The organism is Granulicella sp. dw_53, from assembly GCF_018449545.1.
Classification (GTDB): Bacteria; Acidobacteriota; Terriglobia; order Terriglobales; family Acidobacteriaceae; genus Edaphobacter.
Window position 1 is genome coordinate 48,698 of the sequence record NZ_JAAVUR010000015.1, and the last position, 13,794, is coordinate 62,491.

A 13,794-nucleotide genomic window follows, 5' to 3' on the forward strand; every position below is an offset into this window, starting at 1 on the left:
GAGCAGCCGAGGTTCACAGCGTGAGAGGATGCTGGTAACTCTATTGGGTTGAGGTGCGTCCCATTGCCTATGGAATTGCGATTCAAATTATTTCGTGCTGTGCTACTGGTTGGGGGAGTGCTGCTGGGGCCATTGGGTCTACATGCGCAGGAGAAGCTGGTGGTGGATCCCGTGAAGAGCGAGGTTCACTTCACGCTGCAGGATGTGCTGCATATAGTTCATGGGACGTTTCATGTGCGGCAGGGTGAGGTGACTTTCAATTCGGCTACTGGGGAGGCTGGGGGAAGTATCGTGGTGGATGCTTTGAGCGGGGAGAGCGGCAGCTCATCGCGGGACAATCGCATGAAGAAGGACGTCTTGAAGGCGCAGAGCTTTGCGACGGTGAGCTTTGCGCCGACGAAGTTTACGGGGAAGTTCCGTGAGATGGGAGACTCAACGCTCCAGGTGCATGGCGTGTTCACGCTGCTGGGGACGCCGCATGAGATCGATGTGCCGATCGAGGTGCAGGTGAGTGGCAATCAACTTCACGCGACGGGAGCTTTTTCTGTGCCGTATGTGAAGTGGGGGTTGAAGGACCCGAGCACGTTGATGCTGCGCGTGAACAAAGAGGTGCAGATCGACCTGTTGTTGGTGGGGACGGTTCAGCACTGAGGCTAGGGTAGAGGCTTGGAGGAGAGGTGCTGCTCGGTGGGGTCGCTCTCTGAGAAGTAACAACGCATCAGGCCGCAGCCTACGGCTATGCCGACGCCGGCGATGAGGAAGATCATCGCGGCGGAGGTTTTGCCTGAGATGTAGGGGATGAGGAAGACGAAGATTCCCGCGTACATGAGGATGGTGAAGATGTATCGGAGGGTGCATTTCGACATGACGTGCCTCCTTCTGGAAGAAGAAAGACTGTTTAGTGCCTGGGCCGAATTGCGGTCAATATACTCCTGCGATGGTGTTTTGGGCTAGGTATTGGTGATTGTAGGTTCGGGTTTTCGTGTTCCCACCCTTCGCTAGAGGCAAAGGCGCGAAGGATGGGGCACCCGGGCGGTTGGGGTTGGATGAAGAAAAAACAGGTTGGTTTTGTCTGAGGTCCCCTCCCGGGCGGTTGGAGGCTAGGGAGGGAAGGCGGTCGTGCTTTGCACGATACCCCACCCTATTTGCGATGAGACTGCAAAAAGGGTGGGGCACCCGGATTTGTGGCAGGTCAGGGGTGGGCGAGGAAGCGGTAGCCGATGCCGCGGACGGTGAGGAGATGGTGGGGGCTGGCTGGGTCGTCTTCGATGTAGCGGCGGAGGCGGACGATGAAGTTGTCGATGGCGCGGGTGTCGGTGTCCTCGTGGACGCGCCAGACCTGTTCGAGGATGTCTTTGCGGGAGACGATCTGACCCTCACGGTCGGTGAGGAAGCGGAGGAGGTCGGCTTCCATGAGGGTGAGGTGGGTGGTGCGATCGGGGGCGATGAGCTCGAGGGTGTCGAAGCGGATGGTGCGATGGTTGAAGGAGTATGCGTCGGGGATGGGTGGGGGTTCGTTGGAGGCGGGGGGCTGCTGCTGCCAGGAGGTACGGCGCAGGAGGGATTTGAGGCGGACGAGGAGAATGTTGAGGTCGAAGGGCTTGGGGAGGTAGTCGTCGGCTCCGGCTTCGATGCCTTGGAGGATGTCTTCGGGGCGGGAGCGGGCGGTGAGCAGGAGGACAGGTGTGTAGATGCTTGCTTCGCGCAGGGTCTGGACGATGGTGAAGCCGTCGGTTCCGGGGAGCATGCAGTCGAGCAGGACGGCGGCGGGTTTTTCTGAGGGGTTGAGGAGCCAGGCGAGGGCGGCGTCGCCGTCGGCTTCGTGGTGAGTGCGGTAGCCTTCGGCCTGGAGGTTGAAGAGCAGGCCCTGGGCGAGGTGGTCTTCATCTTCTACTACGGCGATGAGGGGGGCGGTGGAGGTCATTAGGCTGGATTCCTAGTTAGGGCTTTGCTGGCAGGAATTCGATGACGATGTCCTGGTCTGCAGGCTTCGCGTCAAAGTCTGCGGTGACCAACCGGTGTTCAGGAGATTCTCCGCCCAGCTCTACGCCGAATGCGTCCGCGTAGGGGATGTTTCTGCTTACCTTAATGAGTGCGGCCCTGGAGGCGCGTTCTGCGGTGACCGGGATCACTTCGAGGCTATGCTGGGTGAACCTGGTGAGGAGGTCATGGGTTGCCTGCCTGCCGTGTCGCTTCGCGACGACGCCTATTACCTCTCCCCAGTTGACGGCGGAGATGACGACTCGACATGAGCCATCCTGCGCCGATTTAAAGATTTGCTTGACTCTTTGAGCGCCTGCTTCGCCATCGAGGAAACGCAGTACGGCGCTGGCATCCAGTACGAAGGTCACCATCGGTCTTTGCGGCGTTCCTGCTGTAGTTCTTCGGATGATCCGGGATTGGTGGAGAAGATGCCGCAGAGCTCGTCGAGATCATCCATCGATACAGGCTGCAGCACGATGCGACCGTCCTCCACGCTGACGGCGAGGCGGGATCCGGGATGCAGACCTAATGTGGTCTGGGCCTCGGCCGGGAGTGGCAGGTCTCCGGTTTGGCTCAGGATCGCGATCTGTCTTTCCATGTGGTGATCTTAGTTGATGAACGCTTCAGAGTCGATGGTGAGGAGTGGCGTATTTACCTGTATTGGGCAAGACCGGTGATACGTGGACTATTGCTTGATTGAGCTATCAGGAAAGCATCAGTGATGTTGAAGGAGGGGTGAGATGAGGGCTTCCAGGCCGTTCCAGGCGATTTGGACTCCGATACAAAGAAGGATAAATGCAATGACGCGGAGGATGCCGTGGGCGGTGGATGGGGCGATCGCCTGGGTGATTCGGGGGGCGTTGGCGTAGCAGAGGTAGATGAGGCCACTCATGAGAATGACGGCGAGGAGCAGGCCAGCGTGAGCGAGGAGGGTGTGGGTCACGGTGACCTGGGTCGCGTGGGCGCTGAGGGTGAGCATAACGACGATACAGCCGGGGCCGGCGGTGAGGGGAAAGGTGAAGGGGTAGAAGGCCTTCTGGGCGAGGGTTCCGGGGACGTCCTGGGCTTCGGAGTCTACCTCTGCCTGCATCTTTTCGGAGTTGGCGCGGCTTTCTTGTTGATTCAGGAGAGACCAGCCCATGGCGGCGATGACCAGGCCTCCGGAGACCTGCACGATGGGCAAGGAGATGCCGAAGAAGTTGAGGATGGTCGAACCGATGAGATCGATGACGGCGAAGAAGATGATGGTGTTGACGGCGATTCGGCGAGCGAGCGAGCGATAGACGCTGATTGGAGCAGAGCCGACCAAGCCTACGAAGAGCAATGCCGATCCGAGTGGATTGACGAGCGGCAGGAGGGCAGAGAAGGCGAGGGCGAAGTATTTCCAGAGGAGGAGGATGTTCATAGTGTACCAATCGGCGTCGCGGGGGCGGTTGGATTGGTGAGGGGCAAGGTGAGCGTGAGGGTGGCGCCGAGGCCGGGTCCGGGACTGGCGGCGGTGGCGTCGCCTCCGTGCTGACGGGCGATATTGCGGACCAGGAAGAGACCGAGGCCGGTGCCTTTGATCTTGGTCATGTCGCGTCCGGGGACGCGGTAGAAGCGGTTGAAGATCTGTTTGAGCTGGTTGGGGGGAAGGCCGATGCCGGTGTCGGTGATGCGGAGGGTGACGCGGGTGTAGCGGGTGATGGCGAGAGAGCAGCGAACGTGGACGCCGCTGGGAGAGTATTTGACGGCGTTGTCGAGGAGGTTGAGGACGGCGGTGCGGAGGTCTTCGGGGATGCCGGTGGTGTGGAGGCGAACGGCGCCGGGGATGGGGGCGAGGACGATGGCTTCGGGAGGAAGATTGTGGCGCTGGAGGGCGATGGCGATGCACTCGGTGACGAGCGACTCCATGTCGATGAGCACGCGGTTGAGCTGGCGGGTGCGCTGGCCGAGCTCTCCGGCTTTGAGGACCTGCTCGACGGTGGCGAGGAGGCGGTCGGAGTCGGAGAGCATGATGGAGTAGAACTGCTGGCGCTGGGCTTCATCGACCTGGCGGCGCTGGAGGGTCTCGAGGTAGAGACGGATGCTGGCGATGGGGGTTTTGAGCTCGTGGGTGACGGCGTTGAGGAAGGAGTTCTGACGCTCGTTGCGGCGGACTTCGCGGACCAGAAAGATGGTGTTGAGGACGAGGCCGGCGATGAGCAGAGCGAAGAGAATGACGCCGAGGACGGCCAGGGCGACGGTGCGCTCGTTGAGGATGATCCAGCCGATGTTGAGGGTGATGGCGACGCCGACGAGCAGCGCGCCGAGGGTGATGAAGAAGGCGATGGCTCCGCGTCGTCGGGTGATGTTCATCGTTGATGAAAGTATAGAGGGTGGCATGAGAAAGGCCGTCTCCCTTGCGGGGACGGCCTTTGGATTGCGGCTAATGGAGTGTTATGCGCCGGCTGGTTTTGGGTTGTCCTTGTCGAACTGTGCGACTTGAACCCGTTCTGCGAGGCCCATCTTGCTGAGGAGCCAGATGCAGTAGTAGTTGATGTCGAACTCGTACCAAGTCAGGCCGTGGCGCGCGCTGACGGGGTGGGCGTGGTGGTTGTTGTGCCAACCCTCGCCGCCGGTAAGAACGGCGACCCACCAGGAGTTGCGGGAGTCGTCTTTGGTCTCGAAGCGGCGCTTGCCCCAGAGGTGGGTGGCGGAGTTGACGAGCCAGGTGGCGTGGAGGCCGATGGTGACGCGAAGGAAGGTTCCCCAGAGGAGCATGCCGATCGCACCGATGAGATGGTGTCCGGGGCCAGCGAGGAGGCCGCCGAGGGCGAGCTGGAGCAGGCCGGTGACGACGAGAGGAACGTAGTGATACTTGCTGAGCCAGACGTGGAAGGAGTCGCGGGTGAGGTCAGGAGCGTAGCGGCCGAGGAGCGCGGTCTCAGAGTGCAGGGCGCGGCCGGAGAGGATCCAGCCGGCGTGAGACCACCAGGTACCGTCGTGGGGGGTGTGGGGATCGCCTTCCTGGTCGGAGAACTGATGATGGACGCGATGGGTGGCTACCCAGAAGATCGGACCGCCCTCAAGGGCGAGGCAGCCGCAGATGCTGACGAAGTACTCGACCCACTTGGGAGTCTTGAAGCCGCGATGGGTGAGGAGGCGGTGATAGGCGACTCCGATACCCACGTTGATGGCGAGGAAGTACATGATGAAGAAGGTGGCCAGGTTCGTCCAGGAGAAGAAGAATAGAGAGGCGACAGCGCCGACGTGGAAGAGGCCCATGGCGATGCTGGTGATCCAGTTGATGCGGCCCTGCTGATGAGCACGGCCCATGCGCAGATCCTGCTTGATCTTCTGCTTGACCTCGACTACGGCTGCGAGGACAGGCTTCGGCTTGGAGGTTACTTCTTCCTGGGGTGTGAGCGTGATCGGCGTCATGGATTCGATTTTTCCTTCGGGTTGTTTCAGAACCGTTTGTGCTTTGTCGCTAAGAAGACGCTAACAGGGTTGAAAGAGAGCGGGTGTAAGACTTTTGTAATGGGATATTGGGGTCTGGCGTCGGTCCTGGAAGGGAGAATCTTCCGGGACGTTATTCTAGAAAGAGAGCGATGGCGGCCGATGGATCGCGGACGCAAACGATCGCAGGGAGAGGACAGTAAAGGATGCCGATGATTGAGGTTAGTACCGGGAATGGAGTTTCGCCGTTTCGATTGAAGCCATGGTTTAGCGCGAGGCCCTGGGGGCGTCCGGATCTGCGGCCCTGGTATGAGGAGACTGGGACGACGGAGCTGGTGGGTGAGGCCTGGCTGACGGGGCCGGAGTGTCTGGTGGAGACCGGGGAGCTTGAAGGGCGAAGCTTCAAGGAGGTCGCGGCGGAGTTCACTGACGGGCTGGGCGGCGGGGAGTTTCCACTGTTGGTGAAGCTGCTGTTTCCGAATGAGAAGCTCTCGGTGCAGGTGCATCCTGATGACGCGCAGGCGCAGGCGATGGGACAGGCGAGAGGCAAGACGGAGTGCTGGTATGTGCTGGAGGCGCTGCCGGGAGCGACGGTTGCGTTGGGGTTGAAGCCTGGGGTTACGGCGGAGCAGATGGTGGCGGGAGTCGCCGATGGGACCATGGAGTCGCTTTTGGAGTGGGTGCCGGTCTCTCCCGGAGAGATGATCTTCGTGGATGCGGGGACGGTCCATGCGATCGGGCCCGGGGTTGTGCTGCTGGAGACGCAGCAGACCTGCGATGTGACCTTTCGGCTGTACGACTATGGGCGGCCTCGAGAGCTGCATCTGGAGCAGGGTCTAAAGGTGATGAAGATGAAGACGCGGGCGGGCAAGGTGGCTTCGCGAGAGATGGATGGGTTTACGCGGCTGATCGAGGAGCAGTACTTCACCGTGGACCGCTTCGAGGTCGAAGAGCTGGAGCCGTTGACGGTGCGGATGGAAGGGCCGGGATGTCTGGTGGGATTGGAGGGCGTCGTCTCCGTGATCACTCCAGGCGATGAGGTGGAGCTACTGCCGGGACAGGCGGTGGTGATTCCGTTTGGGGTTGGTGAGGTGATCGTGGAGTCGGAGCATGGGGCTTCGTTTGTGCGGTGTGTCGCCCCAGCGTAATTGAGCTTCTAGAGCAATTCCCCTATAGCTGTGGGGTGGATGAAGTTTAGCGGTGCCGGTTTCCTTGATAAACGGCCATCGATTCGAAGCCTCTCCTATCCACCCACAGGAGAATTGCTCATGGCTGGGTTTTGGCTGGTTGGACAGGCGGCAGGTTGTGGGTCATCCTGCGGATGAAGAACTCCTGGATGAGGTTTCCGACCGCGCCTGAGACGGTGCCGAGGAAGGCGCTCTGGATGGTCAGGCCGGCACCGTTGCGATCGGTCGAGGGGTAGTAGGCGTTCGAAATTCCTGCTGCCGCAAGGTTGCCGAGGACGTTCGAGTAGTTCGGTTGCCAGCGCCCGTTATCGCCTTTGCAGATGACCACGGTTGAGATGGCGTAGAGGGCGCGGGAGCGGATGCTTCCGGTGCCTTTGTAGAAGTAGCGGGGGTCCTGATGGAGGACCGATGGAAGAATCGCGCCGCCAATCAAGGTGCTGATAAAGCCGTCCGCGTACGAAGCTCCGAAGCGCTTGGCGTAGCCTTGCGCGCCCTGGCCATATCCACTGAAGGTGTCGAGAGATTGCTCTATGCCCGCGACCACTGCGGAGCCTGCAAAGGAGACGGGGTCGACCGAGGTTCTAAGCGCGAGGTGGAACTTCTGGCCGGATGAGAGTGGAGCTGCGTTCGGTACATAGCTGACGTAGAAGTTAGGGAAGAAGCCGAGGACTCGCTGCTTCTCCTCGGCCTTCATCTGCTCCTGGGCGAGATCGTGGCGGGAGAAGACGACCTCGACGTTGGTGTTGGTGGAGGCTATTTGTAATGATATTGGTGGCATTTCATAGCTTTGGCCTTTTTGGAGGATGAGGCTGGTTGCGACCCAAGGCCTAAAGCCTGCGGCTGTGACGGTGAGTCTGAAGGTGCCGGGTTCAACGGTAGGGAAGCGGAAGGCTCCAGCGGCGTCGGTGATGACTGTGCGTTGTACTTTGGAGTTGATGTTCTCCAGGGTGATATTGGCGTCCTGGACTTCGGCTCCTCCTGTGTCGGTTACAGCGCCGCTGATGCTGCCGTCGGTATGCTGGCCGGGTGAGTCGGGGAGAGCGCCTGGCTGGGCGGCGGGAGGCGCCTGTGCCTGCGTCTCTAGACAAAGAGCCGCCCCAATGAAAAGGGTGAGGAGTAGAAGACTCAAGTTACGAAGATTCGGTATAGCTATGGTCTTGCCATCCGATTCCAAATTTGGTTCCTCATCCATTCCCTTTCTAGGGGAAGGACCTTCGCTGTGAATCGATTTTAGCCTTAGGGTTCTACTGCTGAACGCCGCGTCTGGGAGTTTGACGATCTAGAACTGAAAGTAGAGGAAGGACGACGTGCTATCGAGGTTCGCCAGAACGGCGAATAAGACGACTGCCATCAGGACGGCCCAACGAATATTCGGGGCCCAGCGGAGGCGTGAGAGCACAGTGGGAGTGGGATGGACCATGGATTCTCCGATGGGACGGCGAGGTTCTTGCCCGAGGATTTGCTGGGTGTTGGGGAGAAACCAGACGACGGGAAAGAGGGCGAAGGCGAGGGCTCCTTCCAGGAGGGAGCTGACCTGTCCGAAGCCACCGTGGCGGCCAGCCATGTCCGCGAGCAAGGCGAAGGCGGCGTGGAGCGAGTCGGAGCGGAAGAAGATGAGGGCGAAGGTGACCTGGAGGTAGACGCCGAGCATCAGGGCGAGACGAACGGCTCCGGTGGGAGGGGCGTTTGCCGGGGCGTTGTGTTCGCGGCGGCGGAAGTGGCGCCATGCCTGGTTGGCGGTGAGGTAGACGCCGTGGATGAGACCGAAGATCAGGAACTGTAGACCGGCACCGTGCCACAGACCGGTGATCAACATGGTGATGAAGGTGGGGTAGGCGACCATGGCGGTGAAGCCGCTGACAGTGGTCAGGGCTTTACGGGAGATCTTCTTGCCGGTGGCGAGGCGGCGACGCTGCACGGAGAGAAGGATGGGGTTGTAGAGATAGAGGGTGATGTAGCGGGTGAGGGTGATGTGCCAGCGCTGCCAGTACTCGGTGACGCTGGTGGCCTTGTAGGGCGAGTCGAAGTTCAGCGGGAAGCGGATGGAGAAGATGCGGGCGAGCCCGAGCGCCATGTCGGAGTAGCCGGAGAAGTCAAAGTAGAGCTGCATGGAGTAGACGATGAGCCCGGTCCAGGCGGAGGCGGCGGAGAGGGTGCCGGCGTGGGAGAAGGCGAGATCGGCGGTGGGGGCGAGCTTGTCGGCGATGAGGACTTTTTTTGCGAGGCCCATGAGGAACCAGGTGAGGCCGAGGGAGACGTCTTCAGGATGGAGGGCGAAGCGGCGAGAGAGTGGGACGGGCGTAAGAGCCTGATCGAGGCTGGTGGCGGTGTCTTCGGGACGGATCTTGCCGAACTGCGGCATCATCTCCTTGTGGTGGAGGATGGGGCCGGCGATGAGGTGAGGGAAGAAGGTGACGAAGAGGAGATAGGAGAGGAAGTCCTGGCGCTCGGCCTGGCCTTGGGCGAGGTCGACGAGGTAGGAGATCTGGGTGAAGGTGAAGAACGAGATCCCCAGGGGCAGGAGGATCGGGTGCGGGTGGATATTGGCGAGGTGGAGCGCTTTGACGAGGAGAAGGGCTTTGAAGAGGTACTTGAAGTAGAAGAGGGCCAGGAGATTGAGGGTTACTCCGAGGAAGAGTAAGCGTTTGCGGCGGAGGGAGTCAGGCGAGTCGAGCGAGTTGTTCTGAGACGGGGAGGCATCGATGGCGCTGGCGACGAGGAAGTTGACCAGGATGGAGCCGAGCAGAAAGATGACGAAGACCGCGTTCCATGCGGCGTAGAAGATGACGGACATGAGCGCAAGCCAGACGATGACTGGCCGCCGGCCGTATCGGCCGAGGAGGTGGAAGCCCACCATGGTGATGGGCAGGAACAGGAAGAGAAACCTGAGGGAGTTAAAGAGCATTGGAGTTCAGGCTCGAAGGGTACAGGGTTATGGCGAACAAAGCAGGTATTGGGATCAACGAATGCCGATAGGAGGGTAACGAACGTTGCGGAGGGAGGCGATGACCCGAGGAGATGTTGGCGTGTGGGCGACGATGGAAGGATTGCGGACGGCGACCTCGTTGAGCTCCTCGGAGACGAGGCGAGAGACGATGGTGGAGCCTACGGCGGTGTAGTGGCGGCTGTCGTTGAAGAGTCCGATGGGAAGGGAGAGCAAGGCGTTGCTTGTGATGCCGTTCAACTCGGAGCTGTAGACCGCGAGATTTTGATCGCAGGATGGAATGGGAGCGACGTTGACCAGAACCACTCCGCTTTGCTGATCGTATTGAGAGTGGTAGTCGTCGACGAGGGCCCGGGAGAAGTCTGTCGCCTGTGAGGAGCCGGAGAGCGGCGCGGCGGTGTCGCAGGAGGTTCGGGGCGGTGCGGGAGGGGTAAAGAAGCCGTTGCGGACGGTGAGGGTGTCCTCTTCGGAACGAAGATGGGTGGCGTGGAACCAAACATCTTTGATGACGTAAAAGGCGCTGAATCCAGCGGAGTATCCGGCAAAGGCGATGGACTCTTGCGGGTGGGTGAGCAGGATGCGGTGGGCCTGTTGGGGAGTGCCGTGACGGAGGAGTTCGAGGAGGCCCTCGGCGTAGATGGTGCGATGCCAGGTCTTGCTCTCGCGCTGGAAGCCGTCTGGGCTGAACTGGACGAGCAGGACCTTAGGTTTGGCGTTGTGGGCCAGATAGTGATTGAGGGTGAGGTTATCGGTGACGGCGAGGACGGCGTTGGTGACGGCGATGTTGCAGGTCTTGAGGCCGGTATTGCTCTCGACGACCTCGGGATTGATGCCGGTCATGGCGGTAGAGTCGCCGAAGATGAGGACGTCGCAGTTGCGATTGGTCATCTGGAAGATGGAGTCGTTCGAACGGACCCAGACACTGGCTCCATGGTGCATGAAGAAGTCGGAGCGTCCGAGGGCGATGAAGGCGGGAATGGCTAAGAGCGGCAGGAGCAAAAGAACGAAACAATAGTTGAGGGATGCTCTGCGTACCAGGGGGACAAGAGCGGCTGATCGTGTTTGAATCGTGCTTTCCTCTTCGTAGACGGCTATGGTGGATCCGTTGACGGTCATTGATTCTCTTAGCGCAGTGCTCTAGTACCTGTTTTAGACGCTGCGAAGTGAGGAAGAGGTGACACTAAAAATATTGTATCTGGATTGAGGGTTGGTGAATCACCTCTTATTCGGAGGGAGGCGAGCGCGACACGGGGCTGCACGCTGGCTGAGTCCAGGCACGGTGGGGTTTGGGGCTAAGTACTTGCTTTCAGAGACTAGCGGAGGTAGATGCCGAGCTCGTTGGCCGCGTTGCGAAGAGGAGTGAGGAAACGGCTCTGCATCTCGAGGACGGAGAGTCGCGGGGCGTTGCCGCTTAGGTTTACGGTGGCGACGACTCTGCCGGAAGGAGCATAGACAGGTACGGCGAGGGAGCGGAGGCCGACTTCGAACTCCTGGTCGACGAGGGCGTAGCCGTTGCGGCGGACGTTGCGGAGGGCGAGGCGGAGCTTGTCGACGGTTGTCACTGTCCGGGTGGTGTGAGGTGTGAGTACGACGCGGGCGAGGTACTGCTCCAACTGCTCGGAGGGAAGATAGGCGAGCAGCACACGTCCCATGCTGGTGCAGTAGGCGGGGAGGCGGCTGCCGATGTGGAGGTCGACTGCCATGACGCGGGTGACGGTGGTGCGGGCTACGTAGACGATGTCATCGCCGTCGAGGGTGGCGACGGAGAAGGACTCACGATGGGCGGCGGACATGCGCTCTAGGATGGGCTGGGCCGCGGTGGAGAGGGTGTTCGAAGCGGTGTAGGTGTGGGAGAGGGTGAGCATGCGCGGGCGGAGGGAGTAGCGGGAGCCATCCTCGGCTCCGGCGAAGCCTAGTTTGGTGAGGGTGTAGAGGCAGCGGCGGACGGCGGCGCGGGAGAGGCCGGTGCGGATGCTTAGCTGCGAGATGGTCATCTGAGGGGATTGCTGGGTGAAGGCCTGGATGACGATGAGACCGCGGGCGAGCGAGGTCATGAAATTGGGATCGCCAGCGTAGATGTCCAGCGAGGAAGCGGGAGTCGCTTTGGCTGGAGGTGCTAGAGGAGCGGCTGGTGTCGTTGCTGGTGCTGTTGGCTCGACGGAGGGCGCTACTGCGGCAGGGGAAGCGGAGAGACGAGGGGCTGGTTCGGAGGAGATCGGAGTGCGGCGAAGCGGGAGGCTCATGGTGAGGCGTCCTTTTCTACGTGCTTCTTCTGAGCACGAAACGGCTTCGGTGTGCGATAGCCGGACTATACCTACGGTAAACGCACATATAGGTGGAAGGCAAGCGGCAGCGCTGACGAGAGGCCGATGGACGGAGAATGGAAGCATTTCATCGAACGTTCGCCACTCCGGCACTAAACTATCCATGTACTAACGGAGCGGTACTAACAAAAGGAGAAGCAAAGCGTATGCAGACGGCAACAAAACTCGTACCTCTGACCGAACGCGCAGCGTGGAAGGCCCTTCAAACTCATTTTCAGCAGATCCACGAGACCCATCTGCGGCAGTTGTTCGATGGGGATCCGGGGCGCGGCGAGCGTTATACCGCCGAGGCGGTTGGGATCTTTCTGGACTACTCGAAGAACCGGATCAACGACGAGACGTTGAAGCTGCTGATTGCGCTGGCGGAAGAGTCTGGTCTGCGCGAGAAGATCGAGGCGATGTTTCGTGGGGACAAGATCAACATTACGGAGAACCGTGCAGTTCTGCATGTTGCGCTGCGTGCGCCCAAGACCGAGTCCATCGTTGTAGATGGCGAGGATGTGATTCCGGCGGTGCATGAAGTGCTGGACAAGATGTCTGGCTTTGCGAACCGGGTTCGCAGCGGCGAGTGGAAGGGACATACGGGCAAGAAGATCCGCAATGTGGTGAATATTGGGATCGGCGGATCGGATCTTGGTCCGGTGATGGCGTATGAGGCGTTGAAGCACTACAGCCAGCGCGATCTGGTGTTCCGGTTCGTCTCGAATGTGGATGGAAGCGACTTTGCCGAGGCTGTGCAGGACCTGAAGGCGGATGAGACGCTGTTCCTGGTGGCTTCGAAGACCTTCACGACGCTGGAGACGATGACGAATGCGCACTCGGCGCGGGAGTGGTCGCTGGCGGGGCTGGGTGGCGACGAGAAGGCGGTTGCTAAGCACTTTGTGGCGATCTCGACCAACGCGAAGGAGGTGTCGAAGTTCGGCATCGATACCGAGAACATGTTTGGGTTCTGGGATTGGGTCGGCGGACGATACTCGATGGATTCGGCGATCGGGTTGTCGACGATGCTGGCGATTGGGCCGGAGAACTTCCGGGCGGTGCTGGCCGGATTCCATGCGATGGATGTTCACTTCCGGACCACGCCGTTTGAGAAGAATCTGCCGGTGCTGCTGGGCTTGCTGACGGTCTGGTATACGGACTTCTTCAACGCACAGACGGTGGCGATTCTGCCGTATGAGCAGTACTTGAAGCGGTTTCCGGCTTACCTGCAGCAGTTGACGATGGAGAGCAACGGCAAACATGTAACTCTCGACGGAACGCATGTGACTGCCGAGACGGGACCGATCTACTGGGGCGAGCCGGGGACGAACGGGCAGCACTCTTTCTATCAGTTGATCCATCAGGGGACCAGGCTGATTCCTTGCGACTTCATTGGTTTTTACAAGACGCTGAATCCGCTGGGACGGCATCACGACATGTTGATGGCGAATGTCTTTGCGCAAGCCGAGGCGCTGGCCTTTGGCAAGACAGCGGAGCAGGTGAAGGCGGAGGGAACGGCGGAGGCGCTGGTGCCGCATCGGGTGTTCGAGGGCAATCGTCCGTCGAATACGATTCTTACCGAGAAGCTGACTCCTGAGGTGCTGGGCAAGCTGGTTGCCTTGTATGAGCACAACGTCTTTACGCAAGGAGCCATCTGGAATATCGACTCGTTTGACCAGTGGGGCGTCGAGCTGGGCAAGGTCCTGGCTACGCGGATTCTTGGGGAGCTGGAGAGTTCTAGTGATCCGGATGGATCGCACGATACCTCTACGAATCACCTGATCAAGAAGTACCGGCAGAATAAGTAGCCTGCTGGCGGTGAAGATGCCCGTCCCTTTGGGGCGGGCATCTTTGTTTGTGTGGGTGCACCCCCTCCCCCGGGTTTTTGACGCAAAATCTTCTTTTGATTTGGCTTGGGGGTGGATTTTTCGCCGTTGCTTTTAGAAAGATCGGGTGG

Annotated in this window: 14 protein-coding genes; 3 read left to right on the forward strand and 11 right to left on the reverse strand. The window is 60.2% G+C overall.

The annotated features are described in order from the left end of the window. The first annotated feature begins 69 nt into the window (after positions 1 to 69). Positions 70 to 651 (forward strand): YceI family protein, encoded by a 582-nt coding sequence (locus HB393_RS20040; RefSeq protein ID WP_213806977.1) that lies wholly within the window; start codon positions 70 to 72, stop codon positions 649 to 651. Positions 652 to 653: 2 nt separating this feature from the next. Here HB393_RS20040 and HB393_RS20045 read toward each other — a convergent pair whose 3' ends face one another. The 7 genes from HB393_RS20045 to HB393_RS20075 all read right to left on the reverse strand — a co-directional run bounded on the left by HB393_RS20045 (position 654) and on the right by HB393_RS20075 (position 5,385). Further along, positions 654 to 866 carry a hypothetical protein gene (locus tag HB393_RS20045; RefSeq protein WP_213806978.1) on the reverse strand — a complete coding sequence of 71 codons (213 nt, stop codon included), beginning with the start codon at positions 864 to 866 and terminating at the stop codon, positions 654 to 656. A 326-nt stretch (positions 867 to 1,192) separates the two neighbouring features. Beyond that, positions 1,193 to 1,924, reverse strand: a complete 732-nt coding sequence (locus tag HB393_RS20050; RefSeq protein ID WP_213806979.1) for a response regulator transcription factor — start codon at positions 1,922 to 1,924, stop codon at positions 1,193 to 1,195. A gap of 16 nt (positions 1,925 to 1,940) precedes the next feature. Continuing rightward, positions 1,941 to 2,354 carry a PIN domain-containing protein gene (locus HB393_RS20055; RefSeq protein WP_213806980.1) on the reverse strand — a complete coding sequence of 138 codons (414 nt, stop codon included), beginning with the start codon at positions 2,352 to 2,354 and terminating at the stop codon, positions 1,941 to 1,943. Further along, on the reverse strand, positions 2,348 to 2,581 hold the full coding sequence (locus tag HB393_RS20060; protein WP_213806981.1) for an AbrB/MazE/SpoVT family DNA-binding domain-containing protein: 234 nt from the start codon (positions 2,579 to 2,581) through the stop codon (positions 2,348 to 2,350). The genes HB393_RS20055 and HB393_RS20060 overlap by 7 nt, the downstream gene beginning before the upstream one ends. 117 nt (positions 2,582 to 2,698) lie before the next feature. After that, on the reverse strand, positions 2,699 to 3,388 hold the full coding sequence (locus HB393_RS20065; protein ID WP_213806982.1) for a MarC family protein: 690 nt from the start codon (positions 3,386 to 3,388) through the stop codon (positions 2,699 to 2,701). Next, the gene (locus tag HB393_RS20070) at positions 3,385 to 4,347 is read right to left on the reverse strand and encodes an ATP-binding protein (RefSeq protein WP_345945335.1); all 963 of its coding nucleotides are present in this window, start codon (positions 4,345 to 4,347) and stop codon (positions 3,385 to 3,387) included. The genes HB393_RS20065 and HB393_RS20070 overlap by 4 nt, the downstream gene beginning before the upstream one ends. Positions 4,348 to 4,401: 54 nt before the next feature. Next, entirely contained in the window at positions 4,402 to 5,385 is a 984-nt protein-coding gene (locus tag HB393_RS20075; protein ID WP_213806983.1) for a fatty acid desaturase, read from the reverse strand. Between the two features lie 230 nt (positions 5,386 to 5,615). Between HB393_RS20075 and HB393_RS20080 the strand changes: the two genes are divergently transcribed. Then, positions 5,616 to 6,551, forward strand: a complete 936-nt coding sequence (locus tag HB393_RS20080) for a type I phosphomannose isomerase catalytic subunit (RefSeq protein ID WP_213806984.1) — start codon at positions 5,616 to 5,618, stop codon at positions 6,549 to 6,551. 118 nt (positions 6,552 to 6,669) lie between these two features. Here HB393_RS20080 and HB393_RS20085 read toward each other — a convergent pair whose 3' ends face one another. The 4 genes from HB393_RS20085 to HB393_RS20100 form a co-directional block, all read right to left on the reverse strand. Continuing rightward, the gene (locus HB393_RS20085; protein WP_213806985.1) at positions 6,670 to 7,782 is read right to left on the reverse strand and encodes a carboxypeptidase-like regulatory domain-containing protein; all 1,113 of its coding nucleotides are present in this window, start codon (positions 7,780 to 7,782) and stop codon (positions 6,670 to 6,672) included. Between the two features lie 87 nt (positions 7,783 to 7,869). Continuing rightward, complete coding sequence (locus tag HB393_RS20090; RefSeq protein ID WP_213806986.1) at positions 7,870 to 9,495, reverse strand: MBOAT family O-acyltransferase; 1,626 nt, start codon at positions 9,493 to 9,495, stop codon at positions 7,870 to 7,872. Between the two features lie 54 nt (positions 9,496 to 9,549). After that, positions 9,550 to 10,650 carry a hypothetical protein gene (locus HB393_RS20095; RefSeq protein WP_213806987.1) on the reverse strand — a complete coding sequence of 367 codons (1,101 nt, stop codon included), beginning with the start codon at positions 10,648 to 10,650 and terminating at the stop codon, positions 9,550 to 9,552. Positions 10,651 to 10,847: 197 nt separating this feature from the next. Continuing rightward, complete coding sequence (locus HB393_RS20100; RefSeq protein WP_213806988.1) at positions 10,848 to 11,777, reverse strand: IclR family transcriptional regulator C-terminal domain-containing protein; 930 nt, start codon at positions 11,775 to 11,777, stop codon at positions 10,848 to 10,850. Positions 11,778 to 12,004: 227 nt separating this feature from the next. Between HB393_RS20100 and pgi the strand changes: the two genes are divergently transcribed. Next, the gene (gene pgi, locus HB393_RS20105) at positions 12,005 to 13,645 is read left to right on the forward strand and encodes a glucose-6-phosphate isomerase (protein WP_213806989.1); all 1,641 of its coding nucleotides are present in this window, start codon (positions 12,005 to 12,007) and stop codon (positions 13,643 to 13,645) included. Positions 13,646 to 13,794: the final 149 nt, after the last annotated feature.